Annotated in this window: 18 protein-coding genes, 1 tRNA gene and 1 pseudogene; 12 read left to right on the plus strand and 8 right to left on the minus strand. The window is 55.3% G+C overall.

Annotated features, from left to right (window positions below; genetic code table 11):
- Window positions 1-49: 49 nt before the first annotated feature.
- From PGR91_RS05580 to PGR91_RS05600, 5 genes and pseudogenes are all read right to left on the minus strand, one after another.
- Window positions 50-253 (minus strand): annotated as a pseudogene (locus PGR91_RS05580) (PcfK-like family protein); the annotation flags it as partial.
- 23 nt (window positions 254-276) lie between these two features.
- Window positions 277-498: a hypothetical protein gene (locus PGR91_RS05585; RefSeq protein WP_008019901.1), complete on the minus strand. Its 222-nt coding sequence runs from the start codon at window positions 496-498 to the stop codon at window positions 277-279.
- Between the two features lie 11 nt (window positions 499-509).
- Window positions 510-725 carry a hypothetical protein gene (locus tag PGR91_RS05590; protein WP_005643957.1) on the minus strand — a complete coding sequence of 72 codons (216 nt, stop codon included), beginning with the start codon at window positions 723-725 and terminating at the stop codon, window positions 510-512.
- A 7-nt stretch (window positions 726-732) separates the two neighbouring features.
- The gene (locus PGR91_RS05595; RefSeq protein ID WP_004310306.1) at window positions 733-1068 is read right to left on the minus strand and encodes a hypothetical protein; all 336 of its coding nucleotides are present in this window, start codon (window positions 1066-1068) and stop codon (window positions 733-735) included.
- Window positions 1069-1130: 62 nt separating this feature from the next.
- Entirely contained in the window at window positions 1131-1541 is a 411-nt protein-coding gene (locus tag PGR91_RS05600; protein WP_032588465.1) for a hypothetical protein, read from the minus strand.
- A gap of 747 nt (window positions 1542-2288) precedes the next feature.
- Between PGR91_RS05600 and PGR91_RS05605 the strand changes: the two genes are divergently transcribed.
- The 3 genes from PGR91_RS05605 to PGR91_RS05615 are packed head-to-tail and all read left to right on the plus strand — an operon-like array spanning window position 2289 to window position 7263.
- A complete protein-coding gene (locus tag PGR91_RS05605; protein ID WP_101571603.1) occupies window positions 2289-3455 on the plus strand; it encodes an exo-beta-N-acetylmuramidase NamZ domain-containing protein in 1167 nt (388 codons plus the stop codon).
- Window positions 3445-5934, plus strand: a complete 2490-nt coding sequence (locus PGR91_RS05610) for a beta-N-acetylhexosaminidase (RefSeq protein WP_101570857.1) — start codon at window positions 3445-3447, stop codon at window positions 5932-5934. The genes PGR91_RS05605 and PGR91_RS05610 overlap by 11 nt, the downstream gene beginning before the upstream one ends.
- A 15-nt stretch (window positions 5935-5949) precedes the next feature.
- Complete coding sequence (locus PGR91_RS05615; protein WP_118656490.1) at window positions 5950-7263, plus strand: serine hydrolase domain-containing protein; 1314 nt, start codon at window positions 5950-5952, stop codon at window positions 7261-7263.
- Between the two features lie 102 nt (window positions 7264-7365).
- Here the strand turns inward: PGR91_RS05615 and rho are convergent, their stop codons facing one another.
- Both rho and kdsB read right to left on the minus strand, forming a co-directional pair.
- On the minus strand, window positions 7366-9210 hold the full coding sequence (gene rho, locus PGR91_RS05620) for a transcription termination factor Rho (protein ID WP_118656492.1): 1845 nt from the start codon (window positions 9208-9210) through the stop codon (window positions 7366-7368).
- Window positions 9211-9327: 117 nt separating this feature from the next.
- Window positions 9328-10086 (minus strand): 3-deoxy-manno-octulosonate cytidylyltransferase, encoded by a 759-nt coding sequence (gene kdsB, locus PGR91_RS05625; protein ID WP_101571600.1) that lies wholly within the window; start codon window positions 10084-10086, stop codon window positions 9328-9330.
- A gap of 102 nt (window positions 10087-10188) precedes the next feature.
- Between kdsB and PGR91_RS05630 the strand changes: the two genes are divergently transcribed.
- From PGR91_RS05630 to PGR91_RS05645, 4 genes are all read left to right on the plus strand, one after another.
- Entirely contained in the window at window positions 10189-11196 is a 1008-nt protein-coding gene (locus tag PGR91_RS05630) for an acyl-CoA reductase (protein ID WP_118656494.1), read from the plus strand.
- 42 nt (window positions 11197-11238) lie between these two features.
- Window positions 11239-11757: an IS1096 element passenger TnpR family protein gene (locus tag PGR91_RS05635; protein ID WP_055203859.1), complete on the plus strand. Its 519-nt coding sequence runs from the start codon at window positions 11239-11241 to the stop codon at window positions 11755-11757.
- A complete protein-coding gene (miaA, locus tag PGR91_RS05640; protein ID WP_055203861.1) occupies window positions 11741-12670 on the plus strand; it encodes a tRNA (adenosine(37)-N6)-dimethylallyltransferase MiaA in 930 nt (309 codons plus the stop codon). Before PGR91_RS05635 ends, miaA begins: the two co-directional genes overlap by 17 nt.
- A gap of 51 nt (window positions 12671-12721) precedes the next feature.
- Window positions 12722-12807, plus strand: a tRNA-Leu gene (locus PGR91_RS05645).
- A gap of 516 nt (window positions 12808-13323) precedes the next feature.
- Here PGR91_RS05645 and PGR91_RS05655 read toward each other — a convergent pair.
- Window positions 13324-14655 carry an aspartate kinase gene (locus PGR91_RS05655; protein ID WP_222613612.1) on the minus strand — a complete coding sequence of 444 codons (1332 nt, stop codon included), beginning with the start codon at window positions 14653-14655 and terminating at the stop codon, window positions 13324-13326.
- A gap of 407 nt (window positions 14656-15062) precedes the next feature.
- Here PGR91_RS05655 and PGR91_RS05660 point away from each other — a divergent pair, with 407 nt between their 5' ends.
- From PGR91_RS05660 to PGR91_RS05680, 5 genes are all read left to right on the plus strand, one after another.
- Window positions 15063-15836, plus strand: a complete 774-nt coding sequence (locus tag PGR91_RS05660) for a class I SAM-dependent methyltransferase (protein ID WP_101570846.1) — start codon at window positions 15063-15065, stop codon at window positions 15834-15836.
- Window positions 15837-15994: 158 nt separating this feature from the next.
- Complete coding sequence (locus PGR91_RS05665) at window positions 15995-16318, plus strand: hypothetical protein (RefSeq protein WP_101570844.1); 324 nt, start codon at window positions 15995-15997, stop codon at window positions 16316-16318.
- A 27-nt stretch (window positions 16319-16345) separates the two neighbouring features.
- Window positions 16346-17269 carry a bifunctional methionine sulfoxide reductase B/A protein gene (locus PGR91_RS05670; RefSeq protein WP_081032569.1) on the plus strand — a complete coding sequence of 308 codons (924 nt, stop codon included), beginning with the start codon at window positions 16346-16348 and terminating at the stop codon, window positions 17267-17269.
- Between the two features lie 459 nt (window positions 17270-17728).
- Window positions 17729-19078, plus strand: a complete 1350-nt coding sequence (locus PGR91_RS05675) for a Gfo/Idh/MocA family protein (protein WP_101570842.1) — start codon at window positions 17729-17731, stop codon at window positions 19076-19078.
- Window positions 19079-19105: 27 nt separating this feature from the next.
- Complete coding sequence (locus PGR91_RS05680; RefSeq protein WP_101570840.1) at window positions 19106-20029, plus strand: sugar phosphate isomerase/epimerase family protein; 924 nt, start codon at window positions 19106-19108, stop codon at window positions 20027-20029.
- Window positions 20030-20034: the final 5 nt, after the last annotated feature.

Raw genomic sequence — 20034 nt, forward strand, 5'->3', positions numbered from 1 at the left:
ATTTTATACTTCAACAAAAATATCAACTTGTGATAAGTCACTAATTGGGATAATAGTGTACTGCTTGTCCGTATATCTCTCCGTCCGTGAAGCCGTTACAACCGCTTTTCTGCACATAGTTCAGAATGTAGGTTACGCAATCGTCAATGTTCTTGGCTGGATTGCGGTAGTTCTTCGCAAAGAGCGTGTCTTCCTCCGCACGTTGTTCCAAATACATCTGTATCGTTCTCTTGAAATGGTCTGTTCCTTTCATATCGCTGTCGTTTTTATGAGTTGTCAAATAGTATGTTTCAAAATCTCCCTCCAATAAATCGGCTCAACCTCGCTCAATAGGAAGTCTATAAAGTCCTTCCGTGCGTCCTTGTTCAGTTCGTGGTAGAGTCCACGGAACACGGACATATTGCCGTTGAGGTATGTTTCCACCATGTACTCGAAGATGTTGCCCACCTCGTAGTATCTGCATTGTTGCTCCACTGTCTTGCTTCTTCTCTTTGCCATGTCGGTAGGGATTAAAGGGTGAATAACCAAAGAATGAAGCCGAAGAACAGGATAACGGAAAGAATAGCCACGATTACCCCTATTGCCACTCGGAACACTCCGTTTATTATCTCTCTGACGATGTACCAAAGGATGCCGGACACCCAAAAGGCGGTGCGCATGATTAGGGTGCATATCGCAAGCCCTATGTATTGCGCCATTTGTCTGAAATTTACCGTTGCTGTCATAGCCGTATCATTTGTTAAGTTCCACGATGCTGTCTATCCTGCCGTATAGGAAACTGCGGAGTGCGGTCTTGTCGGTAGCCTTGTATTCCGCCCAATGTCCATACTGCTTTACAATGTAGGTTCGGAGAATGTCGGAAAAGTCAAACATCCAACCTTGCAAGGGTACTGCGCTCTTGAAATAGGTGTTGCTGTTCACGTTGCGTGTAAGCCAATCCTTTTCCTCTCGGCTCAATTTCTCACCATTGTTCAGTTTGGTGCGAAGTCCGTACACCTTGCTGCCTTGCAGGTTCTCCAAACTTGGTACTTCCCATGCCACGAATTTTGTTGCTATTGCCGTTCTCATATCCGTTTTGTTTTTGATTTTTTGTTTTTTAATGCGGATTCAAGAGCTGAGGGAGTTGAGTTTCAAACTATCTTATCTGCTTCTCGTTTATCCGACATTTTTTTTAATGCGTCTTTCTGTCGCATCGGTCGTTTTCGTTTCGGGTGCTTAAAAAGGTAGGGATTAGGGAATGCAAGGTTTTTCGGAAAAATACTACCCGAAAGGCTGGAGATTTTTCCAGAAAACAGGAGGCTTGACCTTGCTTTCCCGTACAATCCCGGAGTTACCTTTGCACCCAGCACGAAAATGACTGCCTGATGCGGCTCACTGAAAGGCGCGAAAATGGAGGTAAACGGAAGTGGAGGCAGATTAGACAGGAAAACTTCAAAAGAGAAATCCGTGAAAAAGACATCCCCAACAGAAAAGAACATAGCCGGTAGCGTGAAACCGAGCAAACCATCGGCAAGGAAGTATGTTTTTATCTGTTTGGCCAAACGTGTTTGGTCGGATGGATAAAATCATTCTTCCCGGTTTGTCTGCCGTGAGTGACGGCTTGTTCCATTTATGGAATGTGCGGTCATACACGGCTTTCCGCTTCCGGCTCAAAAGGACAACGAAAAAAGAAAAATCGTCAAAACCCCGTAAAAGCACCTCTTTGGCATAAGCACAAAAGAAAGGGGCCTTGTCTCATCAGTCTAAACTATTGTTTAGGCGTGAGGCAAAGCCCTTTTCTCCGCTTATGCGGCAGTCGGCACACGTTCGTTCAAAATCTTTTTGGGCGATGGTGTGCTGACGGATAAAATCGCTTTTACGGAAAAACTTGTGTGAGAAGAAAAAATCAGGAGATTCATTTCTAAATCTCCCGTTTTATTGTTACTTTTGCATACGAAGAGTTCTTTGAAGGTTACGCAACGCACAGAAGAATAATGCAGTAGATAACTAACTAATTCGTAACCTATTACTATTATGAGCGATTACCCAATGCTCATTTCCAATAAATTACACTCTTTTCGTAACTTCGTGGTGCAAATATACATTAATCCGAGGGAAAATCGTTAACTTTGTAAATCGGGGATATCCGATAAAATGAAAGAGGAGGTGCGGAATTTATCGGTACTATCGGCGAGAAGGGGGGCTTGTCCGATTTCGATAAAGAGTCTGAGCCGGTTTGCTCGCCATGCCGATGCGAATGATATCAGGGTGTGGTGGATCGGCCCCGAATTTTGCTAAATCCGTTATTGTTGAATAAATTGAGACTACTGATCGTTGTTTTTGCGTTGCTGGCCTGCCGGGTTGCGGGGAGCGACCGCGTGGTCGTCGGGGCCGAGCGTACCGACCGGTACCTGCCGCTGATCGAAGGCAAGCGGGTGGGGATACTGACTAACCATACCGGCCGTATCGGTCGGACGCATATCGTGGATTCGCTGTATGCGCTGGGAGTGGATCTGAAAATGGTTTTCGCGCCGGAACACGGGTTTCGCGGCGATGCCGACGCAGGCGAACACGTTTCCGACGGCCGGGACGCCCGGACGGGGATCCCGATCGTTTCGGTTTACGGGGCCAATAAATGCCCGCCCGCCGAGTATATGAAACAGCTCGACGTCGTGCTGTTCGACATCCAGGACGTCGGCCTGCGCTATTATACGTACCTGTCGTCGATGCATTACATGATGCAGGCCTGTGCCGACAACGACGTGCGGATGATCGTGCTGGATCGTCCGAATCCGAACGGCTTTTACGTCGACGGCCCGGTGCTCGATCCGAAATACCGGTCGTTCGTCGGTATGCATCCGATTCCGGTCGTGCACGGGATGACTCTCGGCGAGCTGGCCGGGATGATCAACGGCGAAGGGTGGCTCGACGACGCTGCCGTCTGCTCCCTGACAGTGATTCCGTGCCTGAATTATACGCACCGAACGCGGTATGTACTGCCCGAAAAACCGTCTCCGAATCTGCCGAACATGCGCGCCGTTTACCTGTACAGTTCGCTGTGCTTTTTCGAAGGAACGCCGGTCAGTCTCGGACGGGGCACCGATTTCCCGTTTCAGGCTTACGGGCATCCGGATCTGAAAAGGACTTCGTTCCGCTTTACGCCGCACAGCAACGCCGGAGCGAAAAATCCGCCGCTGAAAGACCGGCTGTGCTACGGCGTCGATCTGCGGAGCGTCCCGTCCGACGAACAGGTGTGGCGCGAAGGGGTCAACCTGGCCTACGTGATCGATTGTTACCGGCAACTGAACCTGGGCGAAAAGTTCTTTACGCCGATGTTCGAAAAGCTTATCGGGGTCGATTACGTTCGCCGTATGATCGTCGAAGGAGCCGACGCCGGGCAGATCGAGGCCCGCTGGAGGGAGGATGTGGAACGTTTCAAACAGAGCCGTAAACCGTATTTGCTGTATGAAGAGTAGCCTGAGCCTGTTATTCGTTTTGCTGGGTCTGTTTTGTCACGGCCAGAACCTGATTCCGCGACCCGAACGGGCGGACAAGCGGGAGGGGGAGTTCCTGGTCGCCAAGCAGACTGAAATTTACAGTCCCGCTTTTCCGGATTTGTTCGATTACCTGAACGACCACATCGAGCGGGTGTGCGGCTACCGCCTTGCCGCCGGCGGACATCGCCGCAGCATCCAGCAGATATCCATCGAAAAGCACGAGGGCGGATTGTCCGAGGAGGGCTACCTGTTGGATATCTCCCCGAGCAGGATCACGATCCGGGCGAACGACCGGGGCGGAGCGTTCTATGCGCTGCAAACCCTGTTTCAACTGATGCCGGTATCGGTTTACCGGCCGGACGCCGCGCAACATGCCGAAACGTTCGCGATCCCCTGTTTTCATATCGAGGATGCGCCCCGTTTCGCTTACCGGGGCGTTATGCTCGACGTGTCTCGTAACTTTTCGGACAAGGCGGCCGTGATGCGGTATATCGACTGGATAGCGCGTCATAAGCTCAATACGCTGCATTGGCATTTGACCGACGACAACGGCTGGCGGGTCGAAATTAAAAAGTATCCGGAACTTACGTCCCGGGGAGCTTGGCGGGGGCCCGGCGAAGTGCTACCGCCTTCCTACGGCTCGGGGAACGAGCGTTACGGCGGATTCTATACGCAGCAGGATGTCCGCGAGATCGTGGATTACGCCGCGTTCCGCAACGTGGAGATCATCCCGGAGATCGACCTGCCCGGACACAGCCAGACGCTTACGTCGGTTTATCCGGAAACGTTCTGCCGGACGTCCGGTTCGGTTACCTACAAGCCGGAGGAGATGCGGGAAACGCTTTGCGCCGGTCGCGAAGAGAATTTCGAAATGCTGCGCGACATTCTGCAGGAGCTTGCCGGACTTTTTCCGTCGAAATACATCCATATCGGCGGCGACGAGGTCAGCGTCCGCTATTGGCGGAATTGTCCCCGCTGCCGGGCGCTGATGACGGAGAAAAAGATGAAAACGCCCGCCGAGCTGCGGGGATATTTCGTACACCGCCTCGAAGACCTCGTCCATAGCGTCGGCAAGACATGCGCGGCCTGGAACGAGGCCGTTCAGGCCCGCAATTTGCGTCCGGCGACGCTGATTTACGGTTGGGAGAACGTCGACGTATGTCGGCAGGCCGCCGCGGCCGGACAGCCTGTCGTGATGATGCCCGCTTCCTATTGCTACATTGACATGAAGCAGCATCCGTGGGACCGCGGCCATACCTGGGCCGGTCGGGTCGACGTGCGGCGGGTGTACGATTTCGAGCCGGCGGATTTTCTTTCGGCCGAACGGTTGGAACGGGTGCGGGGCGTTGAGGCGGCGCAGTGGGCCGAATTGCTGAACGAGCCGGAACGTTTCGCCGAGTATCAAGGCTATCCGAGGCTTTGCGCGTTGGCCGAAGTGGGGTGGACGCAGCCCGGACAGCGCGACTGGAACGATTTTTACCGGCGGTTGACCTCCGGGCACCTCGAACGGTTGGGTGCGATGGGCATCCGGTTCCGCATGTTTCCGCCGCAGACGGAGTACCGCTCGGGCGTCGTTACCGTTACGCCGGAAATCGCCGGCGTCGAGATTCGTTATACGACCGACCTGAGCGAGCCGGACGAGTCGTCCGCGCTCTATACCGAGCCGCTGCGCACGGATCGTCCGGAGCGCTACCGGTTTCGGGCGTTCGGCTGCGGCGGGTACAGTACGGCCGTTTTCCCTGTCGCCGAGCTTTTCCGGGCGGAGCTGGCTCCAGCCGAACAACGGGTTTTCAGGGTGCCGTTGAAAGATTACGTGACCCGCGACGGGCTCTGGCTGTTGTCGTTCACGCAGCGGCGGGACAATGCGATGATCGTGCGGCTCGAAGTGAGCGGCCCGGATACGGCTTATACGATTATTCGAAACGGGCAAAAAATCAATCCGCTGCGCGATCTGAGATTGTACGCCGATTCGGCGAACCGCACGGCCGACCTGCTGGTCACGCTGAAAAACAACAGTTCGAAACGGGAAGAATTGACGCTGAACCTCAGGCCTTCGCCCTATATCGAGCCGGCGGTTTCCGTAACCAGTTCGCTGACCTGTTCCGGGAAATTTCCGATCCGCAACAGCGCCGATTACCAATTTTCATCTTACGTACGTACGGTTTCCCCCTGCAAGGCGGGCGATTATATCCTGTTCGCGTTCGACGAGCCGGTCGATTGCGAGGCGATCGATGTCCGGACGGGACTTCCGGACGTTACCCGTTACATCGTGACCGACGGTACGGCCGCTTGTTCGGCCGACGGCAAGACGTTCGGGGAAGAAATTCCGTTGAAGCCGGACGGAAGCGTCGTGCTGCGCCCTTCGGCGCCGGTTCGGGCCGTCCGCATCTCGATCCGGGGAGGCAATGGCGAAACGATTCTCGGATGGCAGGATTTGCGGGTAGTTCCCCGGTTGTAATTTAAAAAAGATTCGATGGTTCGAAAGATTGTTTTATGTTTTATCGTATGGGCGTCGGCTCTGTCGTCGTCTGCCCGGGATATTCCGGAGTGCGTGCGTGTGAAACTGGATTCGATGATCGACGATGGGCTGAAATGCCGGGCCTTTCCCGGGGCTTCGCTCGTCGTGGGCGACCGGGACGGGATCTGCTATGCCCGCCATTACGGCTGTCACGACTATTCCGGAAAACGACCCGTAGCGGACGGAGATCTTTTCGACGTAGCTTCATGTACCAAGGTGCTTTCGACGACTTTCGCCGTGATGCGGTTGTACGATCAGGGTAAATTGAAAGTTATGGAAGCCGTCGGGCGTTACCTGCCCGAACTGGCGGCTACGCCGGTCGGAGGGATTTCGCTGCGGGAGTTGCTGACGCACACTTCGGGACTGCGCGCGCAGGTTTTTTATACGCCGTTGGTGCGCAATGCCGCCGGCGGAAGCATGTTCAGCGGTAAACGGACGGCCGCCTATCCGCATCAGGTCGGCAAAAACTATTACGTGGCCGGGGAGATCGCTTACGATACGGCTTACCTTTGTTCGGCTTCGCGGCCCGGCTGGCGGCAGGCGGCCGACGACCTGTATGTCAATCCGGCGGTCGATACGCTGATCCTCGGACAGATCGTGCGGGATTATAAGCCGGCCCGTCGCGGCAGTTACCTGTACAGCGATACGAATTTTTTGCTGTTGAAGATGATCGTCGAACGCGTTTCCGGTCGGCCCCTCGACGAACTGACGCGGGAACTGTTCGCCGAATTGGACTGCACGGACACTTATTACAATCCGTTGCAATACCGCGATAAGAGGAACTGCCTGCCTACCGAGACCGACTATATCCTCGGACGCGGAACGGTGCAGGGGTATGTGCACGATGAACTGGGAGCTCTGATGGGCGGCGTGGGCGGCAACGCCGGACTGTTTACGACGGCGTGCGACATGGCTCGTTTCTGCGAGATGATCCTCGGGGGCGGAACTTATGCCGGACGGCAGGTGCTGACCCGCAAGACCGTCGAGCTTTTTACGGAGTCGCCCTATACGGAACAGGGCGTTTGGCGCGGCCTCGGGTTCGATAAGCGGGACCCGAAAACGGGCGAATTGGGCGGCGAGACCCGTTTCGGCCATACCGGGTTCACCGGGACGATTTTCTGGATGGACAGCCGGACGGGCGTTTACATGGTTTTCCTGACCAATGCCGTGCACCCGACCCGGGTGAACAACAAGCTGAACGCTTCCATGCTGCGTACGAAAATCTGGGAAACGCTTTGCTGTATGCCGGACAGTTCCGGTAGTTTTTGAAAAATGCCCGGAGCGCCCGTGCGAACGGAGGTGCGATGATAAAAGATGCCCGGCCTTTCGTTACAGTGAAAGGCCGGGCGTCGTATTTGTCAGGGAATCCGCTTATTGATTCATCGTAACGAGCAGTTCTTCGTTCGAACGCGTGGATTCCATGTGTTTTTTGATGATCTCCATCGCTTCGCTCGAGTTCATGTCGGCCAGGTAGCGGCGCAACACCCAGATTTTCTGCAGAACCTCTTTGCTGAGCAGCAGGTCTTCGCGGCGCGTGCCGGAAGCGATGATGTCGACGGCCGGGTAAACCCGCTTGTTGGAGAGTTTGCGGTCGAGTTGCAGTTCCATGTTGCCGGTGCCCTTGAACTCCTCGAAGATCACCTCGTCCATTTTCGATCCGGTATCGATCAGCGCCGTTGCGATGATGGTCAGCGAACCGCGCTCCTCGGTGTTGCGGGCCGCGCCGAAAAACCGTTTGGGCTTGTGCAGCGCGTTGGCGTCCACCCCGCCCGACAGGACTTTGCCGGATGCCGGCTGTACGGTGTTGTAAGCTCGCGCAAGCCGCGTAATCGAGTCGAGCAGGATCACGACGTCGTGTCCGCATTCGACCATCCGTTTAGCTTTCTCAAGCACCATTTCGGCGACTTTTACGTGGCGCGAGGCCTGTTCGTCGAAGGTCGAGGCGACGACTTCGGCTTTGACATTGCGGGCCATTTCGGTCACTTCTTCGGGACGTTCGTCGATCAGCAGGACGATCAGGTAGACTTCCGGATGGTTGTCGGCGATCGCGTTGGCGATCGATTGCAACAGCATCGTTTTACCGGTTTTCGGCTGTGCCACGATCAGTCCCCGCTGGCCTTTTCCGATCGGAGAGAACAGATCGATCACCCGGGAGGACAGGTTATTGTGCCCGTTTCCGGTCAGGTTGAACTTTTCGGACGGGAACAGCGGGGTCATGTATTCGAATTGTACGCGGTCGCGGGTTTCGTCGGGACCGAGTCCGTTGATCCGGTTCACCTTGACCAGCGGGAAATATTTTTCGCCCTCTTTCGGCGGCCGGATGACGCCTTGTACCGTGTCGCCGGCTTTCAATCCGAATAGCTTGATCTGCGACGGCGATACGTAGATGTCGTCCGGGGAGTTCAGATAGTTGTAGTCCGGCGAACGTAGGAAGCCGTATCCGTCGGGCATGATCTCCAGTACGCCTTCTCCCTGTACGCTGCCCAGAAACTCGTCTTTCGCATCCTTCTTGGAACCCGTTTTCGGGGATTCGTGCTGCGGTTCCGCGTGGCGTTCCGCATGATCCGTTCCCGGCAGGGTTTCCGGAACGGTCTCGGTCGGAACGATCTCCTGGCGTACGGGGGATTCGTTGTCATGGACGGGTTGTTTTACAGCGTCGTTCTGATCCGCCGTCGGCGTTTCCGGTTTCGTATAAACGATCCGGTTTCTTTTCCGGTCGCGTTCCATTTTGTTTTTTTCCGGACTGGCCGTGTAATTCCGCGCTTTCTGGTTTTCGCGGGGGGCTTCCGGATGGGCCGTTTTTTTCGCGTTCCGGGATTGTCCCGTTTCGGTCGCCGCAGGCTGCGGGTCTGCCGTTTCGGCGCGTGCCGCGTCTTCCTGTTTTTTCTCTTTTCCTGCGGCATTTTCCGCGAAGAACGGTTCGGACGGAATCGGGAGTTCGGTTTCCGGCTTTGTATCGGAGCCGACTCCGGTTACTTTGACGGCATTGATCTTTTTGCGTCTTTCCCGTTTTTGCGGCACCGGATGGTCGCTTTGCGGAGTTTCCGCGGGACTCGTTTCCTGGAGGGGGCTTTCGCCGTTTTCCGGCCGTTCCGACTGTTCGAGGATTTTATCGATGAGGGCCTGTTTGCGCATCTGGGCTTTGATACCCAATTTTTTCCCTATTTCACGCAATTCGGCAAGACTCTTTCCGCTCAATGCTTCTGCGTCATACATAGAATATGCTGTTTTTATTTATTTCAGTGATTTACGTTTGTCCGAACGGACAACGAAGACCATCGTTTAATGATGATACAAATGTAGCGGATTTTTTGAGAATAACAAAACGGAGGTCTATTTTTCGCTTCGCCGCAGGAATTCGACGGCTGCTTTCAGGTCGTCGGGCGTGTCGATCGCCAGGCTTTCCGAATGCGTTTCCGCCGCTTTGATGCGGAAGCCGTTTTCGAGCCAGCGGAGTTGTTCGAGCGATTCCAGTTTTTCGAGCGTGCCCTGCGGTAGTTCGGCGATCCGCCGCAGCACGCTGCTCTTGTAGGCATACAGGCCGATGTGCTTCAGGAATTTGTGGGATCGTTGCCACCGATCGCGCTCCGTGCCGCGCAGGTAGGGGATCGCCGAACGGCTGAAGTAGAGCGCATAGCCGTCGGTCGAAAGCACCACTTTCGGCGAGTTGGGGTTGAAGATGTCTTCGTGCGCGTCGAACGCTTTAACCAGCGTCGCGATTTCGGTGGCAGGATCGTCGAAACATCCGGTAATCAGCCGCAGCTGTTCTTCGGCGACGAACGGTTCGTCGCCCTGGATATTGACGACCGCGTCGAATCGTTTGCCGGTCGAAGCCTCGATGCGGTCGAGGGCTTCGCGGCAGCGGTCGGTTCCGCTGCGGTGTTCGGCGGAGGTCATAACGGCCTGTCCGCCGAATCCTTCGACGGTGCGGACGATCCGTTCGTCGTCGCTCGCCACGTAACAGTCGGAGAAAAAGGCGTGCGCTTTTTCGTAGACGTGCCGGATCATCGGTTTGCCCGCGAGGTCGGCCAGCGGTTTGCCTGGGAATCGGGTCGATGCGTACCGTGCCGGTATCAGTGCCAGGAATTTCATGTTTTTCGTTTTTTTAACGGCCGGAGAGCAGCGGATGCGGAAAGTTTTACCGGCCTGAATGCGTTGCAAATTTAACTTTTTTATAGTTTTGCGCCTACGGATATGGAAACAAATTATCGGATAAGCCCTTTTGTCGAACTGGGCAGGAGGTTGGCTCGGCAACTTGCCGGCGGGGAACTGGATGCGGTCGTCGCCCGTGCGATTGCCGAAAACGGCTGGTTTACGCGGCAGAGCGTCGCGCAGGCGATCGAAGCCATTTGCACCGATCTGCTCGACGAGACCGTGCTGCGGGACTGGCTCGCCCGTTATCCCCGTCCGGACGCTTCCGCCGTTCGGCGCGTCGGGATCGTTTTGGCCGGCAACATTCCGCTGGTCGGCTTTTTCGACCTGCTGTGCGTTTGCATTTGCGGGCACCGCTGTTTCGTAAAACCTTCCTCGAAGGATCGCGTGCTGACGGGTTATGTCGTGGAGCAGTTGCTTCGGATCGAGCCCGCAATGCCGGTCGCTCCGCTGGAAGAGGATACGCCGCTGGACGCCCTGATCGCGACCGGAAGCGATTCGACCCGGAGTTATTTCGGGAAGCGTTACCGGGAAATGCCGTCGCTGTTGCGCGGTAGCCGGTACAGTATTGCCGTATTGGACGGAACCGAAACGGAAGCGCAGTTGGAAGGACTTTCGAACGACGTTTTCCAATATTTCGGTTTGGGGTGCCGCAATGTCGGCCGGATTTTTGTTCCTCGCGGTTACGATCCGACGTTGCTGCGCGATGCGTTGTCGCGCTATCCGATGTCGCATCCGGGCTACCTGAACAATTACCGCCAGGCGCGGGCGCTGCGGATGCTCGACGGAGAGCCGCTGCTGGACGGCGGTTTTTTCCTGCTCCGCGAGAGCGACGAGCAGAGTCCGAACCTCAGCGAGATCGGGTATGCGTATTACGATGATCTGGACGGAATGGAGTCCTGGATACGGCGGCACGACGACCGGCTGCAGTGCGTCGTTTCCGAAGTCGTGGACCACCCGCGCCGGGTCGGTTTCGGCCGGGCGCAGCATCCTTCGCCTACGGATTATCCCGACGGGACGGATGTGATCGCTTTTTTGCGGCGGATTTAAATAAGTTTGATTATATTTATTGGATATTAAAACGAACAGACCATGTCGATGATTTTTCAATTCAGGATGCTGTGCGACGAAGACGATTATTTCCTTCGCGAATACGAGGTGCCGTACGATATGACGCTCGCCGCTTTCCGGGATTTTATCAATAAGGATCTGCAATACCGTCCGGAAGAACTGACGTCGTTCTTCACGGCGGACGACCGTTGGAACAAGTTGCAGGAGTTTACGGCGATGGATATGGGCGCGACGGAGTCGGACGGGGAACTGTTGCCGCAGGCGATGGACCGCACGTTGCTGTCGCAGGTGGTTCGTAAAAAACGCGACCGGTTGATTTACCAGTTCGACGTGCTCGGCGACCGGGCGTTTTTCTTGGAACTGACCGAGGCCATGAAGGTGGAACCGGACAAGCGCTATCCGGCCGTAACGCTTGCCGAAGGCGATGCTCCCGACCAGTATCGTGCAGGGGCGGGAAGCGGAAGCGGTTCCGTTTTCGACGACGCGATGGGCGATTTCAGCGATTTCGCAGGCACCGACGGCTATGGCGATGACGAGTAACGTGGCAGGACATAAGACGTTGGCGGTCGTTCTGGGAGCGACCGCAACGGGCAAAACTGGGGTCGGGATCCGTTTGGCGCAGGCGTTCGGCAGCGAGATCGTCTCTTCCGATTCGCGTCAGATCTACCGGGAGATGAGTATAGGCACGGCCAAGCCTACGGCCGAAGAGCTCGCTGCCGTGCCGCACCATTTCATCGATACGCGCAGCGTGAGCGAGGATTACTCAGCCGGACGCTACGAGGAGGATGCGCTCCGCCTGCTCGGGGAGTTGTTCGCAAAGCACGATCTGTTGTTTTTGGTGGGCGGATCGGGGCTCTACATCGATGCGGTTTGCGACGGAATGGACCCGTTGCCGGCTGTCGACGAAGGGTTGAGGCGGCGGTTGACCGAACGTTTCCGTGGGGATGGGCTGGCTCCGTTGCTGGTGGAACTCGAAAAATACGATCCTGCGTATTACCGGCAGGTCGACCGTGAGAATCCGCACCGGGTGATCCGTGCGCTGGAAGTGTGCCTGCAAACAGGGCGGCCTTACAGCTCCCTGCGCCGGGGGGAGGGTAAACAGCGTCCGTTCGATATCCTGAAGATCGGGATCCGGATGCCGCGCGAGACGCTTTACCGGCGGATCGACGACCGGGTCGACGGGATGGTGGCCGAAGGTCTGGAACGGGAGGCGAGGGCACTCTACCCGCTGCGGGACTGCAATGCGCTGCAAACGGTCGGCTACCGTGAGTTTTTCGAATATTTCGACGGGAAGATTACCCGGGACAAGGCGATCGAGCTGATTAAGCGCAACAGCCGCCGGTATGCCAAGCGCCAGCAGACCTGGTTCGGCCGTGACGACCGGATCGAATGGTTCGACGGCGGGGAGGGATGCGCCGAATCGATCGAAAAGTACCTGCGAAAGTTTGTATAATCCCCGAATATCCCTATATTTGCGCTCCATGCGTAGAAATAGGGCGATGATGCTCGGATGGTGGAATAGGTAGACACGCAGGACTTAAAATCCTGTGGACAGCAATGTCCGTACGGGTTCGATTCCCGTTCCGAGCACTGTAAATAAAGTAGTTGCGATTTGCTTCGCAGCTACTTTTTTATTTGTCCCGCTATGTACATGAAAATGCGCACAAAAGAGGTTTATTATATCATCTATTTGATAGTTTTTGTCTATTAAAACGTAATTGTACTTTCTCGAAACAATTGTGATTATATCTATTGGTTTTACTTATTTTCTCTCTTCAAATCAAATGGTCTATTGATAAATAGGTATATTTGTATTTCTCTGACAGCCTTTGTGCCGATAGGGTTTTCCTGTGTGTGTTTTCTGCAATTAAAATAGCCATATCTCAAGTGTAAATATATGAAAATTAACGTTTTTGTCGTTCTTGTGCAGTCTCTGTCTCCAGTACGTTAGCCGTAGGGACTGCGTCGGCTTACAGTATGTTCAATTCAAATAGGGAGGGGATTTCCCGTTTCTTCCCGGATAATTGGAAAGTCTCCGCGATACAGGAATGTATCGCGGAGACTTTGTTTTGCAACAGATCCGTTTTCCGGGGAAAAGTATTCCGTTTACAGCGAGACGCAGCAGTTGAGCGCTTCGAGGGCTTTCTTTTTGTCATTCCGGCGCAGTACGAACGAGATATCGCAGTTGTCGCCGTAAGAGATCATGCGCACGGGGATGTCTTTCAGCGAATCGACTATGCGGTGTTCGAATCCCACGTTGTACCATTTCAGGTCGCCCACGACGCATACCACGACCATGTCGTCTTCCACCGTAACGTCGGCATAACGGCTCAGGGCGGCGGCGATTTCCGGCAGGTGCTTCCGGTTGTCGATCGACAGGGATATCTCCGTGTCGGAAGTGACCATCAGGTCGATCGGGGTGTGCGAACGAGCGAAACAATGGAATACCTTGTCGAGGAAGCGGTAGCCCGGTACCTTGTAGGTGGAGCGTATTTTTAGGTAGGTTATATCGTCCTTGGCGGCCACCGCTTTGATTCGTCCCGTGTCGGCCGCCTCGGAGATCAGCGTGCCGGGTGCCTGTGGATCCAGCGTATTCAACAGTCGTACCGGGATGTTCTTTTGCCGGGCGGGCAGGATGCAGGTCGGGTGCAGGATTTTCGCGCCGAAATGGGCCAATTTGGAAGCTTCGTCGAAAGTGAGTCTGCGTACCGGAGAGGTTGCGGATACGATCCTCGGATCGTTGCTGTGCAGTCCGTCGATGTCGGTCCATATCTGGATCTCGCAGGCGTCCAGCGCGGCGCCGAGCAGCGAAGCGGTGTAATCGCTTCCGCCCCGTTGCAGGTTGTCTATTTCGCCCGAAGCGTTGCGGCAAATGTAGCCCTGGGTAATGAAAATCCGGTTGAGGGGATAACCGTTTATGGCTTTGCGCGCATGTTTCCGGATAAATCGCATGTCCGGCTCCCCGCATTTGTCCGTCCGTATGAAATCGACTGCCGGCAGCAGGGCGGCATGTACTCCCGTCTCCGCGAGATAAAGGTACATCAGCCGGGTTACGATCAGTTCCCCCTGGGCCAGAATGATTTTTTCTCCGGCGGCGGAAAAGGGTTTCCGGCAGATTTCTCTCACCAGCGAAAAGCTGTTCTGGATATGTTTTTTCGCCTTTCCCGCGCTTCCTGCGCGGCGGTAAAGCGCGTCGGCGACCGCCGAATACTTGTTTTCCAGGCGGGCGGCGTCGTCCAGCGCGCCGTCCATATCACCGCCGGACAGTTTCGCCGCGATCCCGGCCAGCGCGTCGGTCGTTCCCGACATGGCCGAAAGTACGACCACTTTGGGCTGTTCGTCGCTGATAAGTCGTGCGACGTGTTTGATTCTTTCGACGGAGCCTACCGAGGAGCCTCCGAATTTCAGGATTTTTATTTTCCCTTGCTCGTGATTCATTGGTTTGTTTTTTTGTTTGCGATTTGGTTCGCGGTTCCTATCGGACAATTGGAGTGCCGTTTTCCGGTGTCTTAGTTTGTGCTTTGAATGTCAGTGTTGTACGGGAACGAAAGGGAGCGTGCCGGTCTACCGAAATGAAAGGGTGCCTGTCGTTTTGATATACTTCGATATGGTTCCCGATTCGCCGTATGACAAATATTGTATATCTTCGCGGCATGACGACGACGTTTAAATCGGATTTGGTGCGGTAAACAATCTGTGTTTTTGATACGGATTGTCCTTTCGTTCGTTCTCGGATCGTTCTTTCCGGGAACAATTTTCGTATTGCTGTAATTTTAATTTTTAATCTGCGTGCGGTGGTGAACGGTATGGTTATGCCTTCACGCGTGCGCTAACATACCGAAGTAATGAGTAACGAGTATAAAACGATTCACGAATTTGATTTCAATTTAATCTGCGAATATTTTTCGAACGTAGAACGTCAGGGACCGGGCAGTCCCGAAGTGACTGTCCGGGCGCTGGGCTTTATCGACGGCCTGACCCCGCAATCCCGCATTGCCGATCTCGGTTGCGGGACGGGCGGACAGACAATGACGCTGGCGCAAAGAGCGCCGGGGCAGGTCACGGGGCTCGATCTCTTTCCCGATTTTATCCGGATATTCAACCGGAACGCCCGTGCGCTCGGCCTCTCCGACCGGGTGAAAGGGATCGTCGGCTCGATGGACGACCTGCCCTTCGGGAAGGAATCTCTGGATCTTATCTGGTCGGAAGGCGCTATCTACAACATCGGTTTCGAGCGGGGATTGAAAGAGTGGCGCGACTATCTGAAAACGGGCGGATATATCGCCGTTTCCGAATGTTCGTGGTTTACCGCCGAACGCCCCGCCGAAATCCACGACTTCTGGATGGCGCATTATCCCGAAATAGATACGATTCCGAACAAAGTCGCCCGGATGCAGGACGCCGGTTATGTTCCCGTCGCGACCTTTGTTCTGCCGGAAAACTGCTGGACGGAGCATTTCTTTTTTCCGTGCGTCCGGATACAGGACGCGTTTCTGCAAAAACATGCGGGCAGTAGAACCGCTGAAGAATTTATTGCCGGTCAACGCCGCGAAATGGAATCGTACCGCAAATACAAGGAATTTTACGGTTATGCGTTTTATATCGGGAAGAAAATTTAAGTAACTTATCGCGGAGATCGTCGCCGGAGACGGTCGCATACGACCGTAGAGGGGGCTTGGACGTAAGGACACTTTCCGTATGAAGGCTCGCGAGGCCGACAGGAAAGGAATGTCCGGGCGTTCTCTCCCTTTCTTTTTTATAGTTTTGCCGTAGCGCCTTGTCGCGGACGCATGGGCGGAGGTTTCCGACGCTCGGCTCGATCGTCGTCGGGTTTCTTTCGCACCGGGAGCTGCTGTGGATCGAGGCCCGGCTCCGCGACGCGGTTTCCCGTTTCGTCCGTTCCGCTTCGTCGTCTTCCGGATACGCTTCCCGCGGTCAGGGCTTGTGCCCGCAAACGCGGCTGCGCCGGGGATTCCCCCGGCGGACGGGTAGTCCCGTCTGGGGAAGGACGTGCCGGCCGGAAAGTCCGACCGGAGCGGAATCCGGTCCGTTTTTGCCGGGCGGCAGCGCAACACGGTTGCGTCCGGATACGTTCCTGTAAAAAAGAGGCAATATTTTTGCGGGAATGATGAAATGGATTTTAATCGTACAGGCGGTACTGATGCTGTCGTGTACCCAATCGAATGGGCAGACTATGAAAAAAGAACTGACTCCCGAGGAGAAGCGCGTGATCGTCGGCAAAGGAACCGAAGCGCCGTTCTCCGGCGAATACTACCGTTTTAAAGGAAAAGGAACTTACTGTTGCAAACAGTGTGGCGCGCCGTTGTACCGCTCTTCGGACAAGTTCGACTCCGGATGCGGCTGGCCGAGCTTCGATGACGAGATCGCGGGGGCCGTCAAGCGGGTTCCCGATGCGGACGGGCGTCGGACGGAGATCGTCTGCGCGAAATGCGGCGGCCATCTCGGTCATGTTTTCGAGGGCGAGGGACTCACCCCGAAGGATACGCGACACTGCGTCAACTCGGTTTCGTTGCGGTTCGTGCCGGAAGAGACCGAAGGAGCGGAACGGAAAACCGAAACTGCCGTTTTCGCCGGCGGTTGTTTTTGGGGCGTGGAGCACCTGATGGGCAAGACGCCCGGCGTCCTTTCGATCGAGTCGGGCTATACCGGTGGAAAGACCGGGCATCCGACTTACCGCGAGGTCTGTTCGCATACGACCGGCCATGCCGAGGCCGTTCGTATCCGGTTCGATCCGGCCGTCGTGTCTTACGAGACGCTGGCCCGTCTGTTTTTCGAAATACACGATCCGACGCAGGTCGACCGCCAGGGACCCGACGTCGGGGATCAGTATCGTTCGGAGATTTTTTACACGACTCCCGAGCAGAAACGGACGGCTCTCGAACTGATCGGGCGGCTCCGAGCGAAAGGGTACGACGTGGTGACGAAACTCTCTCCCGCGACCACGTTCTGGAAGGCCGAAGATTACCATCAGAATTATTACGACCGCAAAGGCGCGTCGCCCTATTGCCACCGGTATGTCAAGCGCTTTTAGGCCCCGGACACCGTTTTCGGGCGGATTCTGTCCGGATTCGTTAAAAAGAGGACATAATCCGTTATGATTTTACGGATGTCTCTGTGGAACATGCCGGTAATAATATTTAACTTGTGCTCTGTTCTTCCGGGGTGTCCGCAGCGGGGGCGATTCGCGAATTCCGGCCCGGAACTCGGGGCTTCGGGAGAACGGATATTTTTATAACTTTTATAAAATATAACTATTGAATCAGGGCAAAGTTTACCTTAAGTTTCGTTGTACTGCGAAAGTCGCCGCTCGCGTTGCGATCGAAGGTTTGAATCCTAAGTGGCGGCTCGAAGACATATCCGGATCGTAGCGGATATCGAGGAATGAAAGGGGGGCCGGATCAGAATGAATCCGACCCCCTTTTTCGCGCTCTTTTTTGCATTTTCGCGAAGAAAAGGTTATATTTGTAAATGTCATATAACCTACTGACCCATGAAAGAGGATTTTAAATTAAGTCGTAGAGATTTTATCAAAAGTTCCGCGTTGGGAACTTTGGGCGTTTTGAGTACGGTCGGCGTGCCCGCTTTGCTGACGGGTTGCTCGTCGCCGAAGAAAAAAGTAACGGTAACGGTTCCCGAGATACTGGCCAGCGCGCCGGAAGGCCGTCCGCTGAAAGCGGGGCTGGTCGGCTGCGGAGGCCGCGGCACCGGAGCGGCTTGCAATTTTTTGGATGCCGGTCCCGGTTTGCAGATCACGGCTCTGGGAGACGTGTTTCCCGACAAGCTGGACGCGTGCCGGAAGACGCTGAAAGATAAGGGACAGGAGATAACCGACGAAAATTGCTTCCTCGGTTTCGACGCCTACCAAAAAGTGATCGACTCGGGCGTGGATGTCGTGCTGCTGTGTACGCCTCCGGTATTCCGCCCGATGCATTTCGAATATGCCATCGAAAAGGGCAAGCACTGTTTTATCGAGAAACCGTGCGCAGTGGATCCCGTAGGGGCCAAGCGGGTTCTGGTTACGGCTAAAAAAGCCGATCAGCAGGGACTGTCGGTTATCAGCGGTACGATCCGTCGTTCGCAGAAGGATTGCATCGAGACGTACCGTCGCGTAGCCGAAGGCGCTATCGGAGACATCGTATCGGCGCATGTGACGCGTTTGGGCGGGGCGCTGTGGTACATCAACCGCAGACCCGAATGGAACGACATGGAGTACATGCTGCGCAACTGGGTGAATTTCTGCTGGACTTCCGGAGATCTGGTGGTCGAACAGTTCGTTCACGAGATCGACATGATGAGCTGGTTCATGGGCGATAAGACGCCTGTCCGGGCTGAAGCCACCGGTGGCCGCCAGCGCCGTGTCACGGGCGATATGTACGACTTTTTCAGCATCGAATACGTATATGACAACGGCTTGCGCGCGCACTGTACGTCGCGCCAGATCAACGGTTGCGATACGACGCACAACGTGATGGTGTACGGAACGCAAGGGTACACGAATTGTTTCGATACGATTTACAACCTCGACGGCACCATTGCCTGGCAGTACCCGAAGCCTGCGCCGGAGGATCCCGACCAGTCGATGGCCGTTCCCGATCCGTATGTGCAGGAACTGATCCGCCTGGTGACGGCTATCCGTACCGATACGCCGGTGAACGATGCCGAGCAGCACGTCAAATCGACGCTGATGGCGATGATGGGACGGCAGTCGGCCTATACGGGCAAATTCGTAACCTGGGACGAGATCATGGCTTCCGAAATGAAACTGGGCCCCGAAACCTACGAATTCGGTCCGGTGCCGGGGATTCCCGAAACGCCTCCGGTAGCAGGATCGCCGGCCTGATAATCTGAAACCTAAAACGATACAGTTATGCACCGCAGAGATTTTTTGAAAAACGCCCTGCTGGCCGCAGGAGTTCTGTCGTTTCCGTATTTGCGCGCCGGTGTGCTAGCCGATTCCGTGTCGGTTCCTGCCGATGACAAGGAGCCGGTTTCCGGCGATTTCCGTAAGTCGATCATGTGGGGAACGGTGGGCATGGAGGGTTCCGTGCTGGACAAGTGCAAGGCGATCAAAGTCGCGGGTTACGACGGAATCGAGCCCAATAGCCACATGGATCGCGATGAAGTGCTGGCCGCCATGCGGGAGACCGGTCTCGTGGCGTCGAGCGTCTGCAACGTCCACCATTGGGCGAAACCGCTCTCGCATCCGGATGCCGCCGTGCGGCAGGAGGGGATCGACGCGATGATCGTCGCGATGGAAGACGCGAAGGCGTACGGTACCGACGCCGTGCTGCTGGTGCCGGGTATCGTCAACGAGGAGGTTAGCTATGACGATTGCTGGAACCGTTCGACCGAATGTATTAAAGAGTTGATCCCTACCGCCGAAAAGCTGGGGGTCAAAATCTGCATCGAAAACGTGTGGAATAATTTTCTGTTGAGTCCGGTCGAGGCGTGCAATTACGTCGATCAGTTCGAAAGCCCGTATGTGAAGTTTTATTTCGACTGCGGCAATATCCTGGTTTACGGATGGCCCGAGCAGTGGATCGACATTCTGGACAACCGGATCGGACGTATCCATATCAAGGAATTCAGCCGCAAGGAAGCGGACTCCAAAGGGAGGGGAGCCGGGTTCGGCGTGTCGTTGACCGAGGGCGACGTGAATTGGAGCAAAGTGATGGAAGCGGCCCGCAAGCATTACCGGGGCGGATGGCTTACCACCGAGCAAGGGAACAGCGCTTCGGCGGAAGCGCTGGCGGATCTTTGCGCCCGGCTCGACCGGATCGTTGCTTTGTAGTTTAT

The organism is Candidatus Alistipes pullistercoris (assembly GCF_027665465.1).
Lineage (GTDB): Bacteria > Bacteroidota > Bacteroidia > Bacteroidales > Rikenellaceae > Alistipes_A > Alistipes_A hominis.

What these genes read in the sequence shown, in the direction of transcription:
- PGR91_RS05585 (WP_008019901.1), bottom strand. Translation starts at nt 498, where the DNA reads ATGGCAAAGAGAAGAAGCAAGACAGTGGAGCAACAATGCAGATACTAC.
- PGR91_RS05590 (WP_005643957.1), bottom strand. Translation starts at nt 725, where the DNA reads ATGACAGCAACGGTAAATTTCAGACAAATGGCGCAATACATAGGGCTT.
- PGR91_RS05595 (WP_004310306.1), bottom strand. Translation starts at nt 1,068, where the DNA reads ATGAGAACGGCAATAGCAACAAAATTCGTGGCATGGGAAGTACCAAGT.
- PGR91_RS05610 (WP_101570857.1), top strand. Translation starts at nt 3,445, where the DNA reads ATGAAGAGTAGCCTGAGCCTGTTATTCGTTTTGCTGGGTCTGTTTTGT.
- PGR91_RS05615 (WP_118656490.1), top strand. Translation starts at nt 5,950, where the DNA reads ATGGTTCGAAAGATTGTTTTATGTTTTATCGTATGGGCGTCGGCTCTG.
- rho (WP_118656492.1), bottom strand. Translation starts at nt 9,210, where the DNA reads ATGTATGACGCAGAAGCATTGAGCGGAAAGAGTCTTGCCGAATTGCGT.
- kdsB (WP_101571600.1), bottom strand. Translation starts at nt 10,086, where the DNA reads ATGAAATTCCTGGCACTGATACCGGCACGGTACGCATCGACCCGATTC.
- PGR91_RS05630 (WP_118656494.1), top strand. Translation starts at nt 10,189, where the DNA reads ATGGAAACAAATTATCGGATAAGCCCTTTTGTCGAACTGGGCAGGAGG.
- PGR91_RS05635 (WP_055203859.1), top strand. Translation starts at nt 11,239, where the DNA reads ATGTCGATGATTTTTCAATTCAGGATGCTGTGCGACGAAGACGATTAT.
- miaA (WP_055203861.1), top strand. Translation starts at nt 11,741, where the DNA reads ATGGCGATGACGAGTAACGTGGCAGGACATAAGACGTTGGCGGTCGTT.
- PGR91_RS05655 (WP_222613612.1), bottom strand. Translation starts at nt 14,655, where the DNA reads ATGAATCACGAGCAAGGGAAAATAAAAATCCTGAAATTCGGAGGCTCC.
- PGR91_RS05660 (WP_101570846.1), top strand. Translation starts at nt 15,063, where the DNA reads ATGAGTAACGAGTATAAAACGATTCACGAATTTGATTTCAATTTAATC.
- PGR91_RS05670 (WP_081032569.1), top strand. Translation starts at nt 16,346, where the DNA reads ATGAAATGGATTTTAATCGTACAGGCGGTACTGATGCTGTCGTGTACC.
- PGR91_RS05675 (WP_101570842.1), top strand. Translation starts at nt 17,729, where the DNA reads ATGAAAGAGGATTTTAAATTAAGTCGTAGAGATTTTATCAAAAGTTCC.
- PGR91_RS05680 (WP_101570840.1), top strand. Translation starts at nt 19,106, where the DNA reads ATGCACCGCAGAGATTTTTTGAAAAACGCCCTGCTGGCCGCAGGAGTT.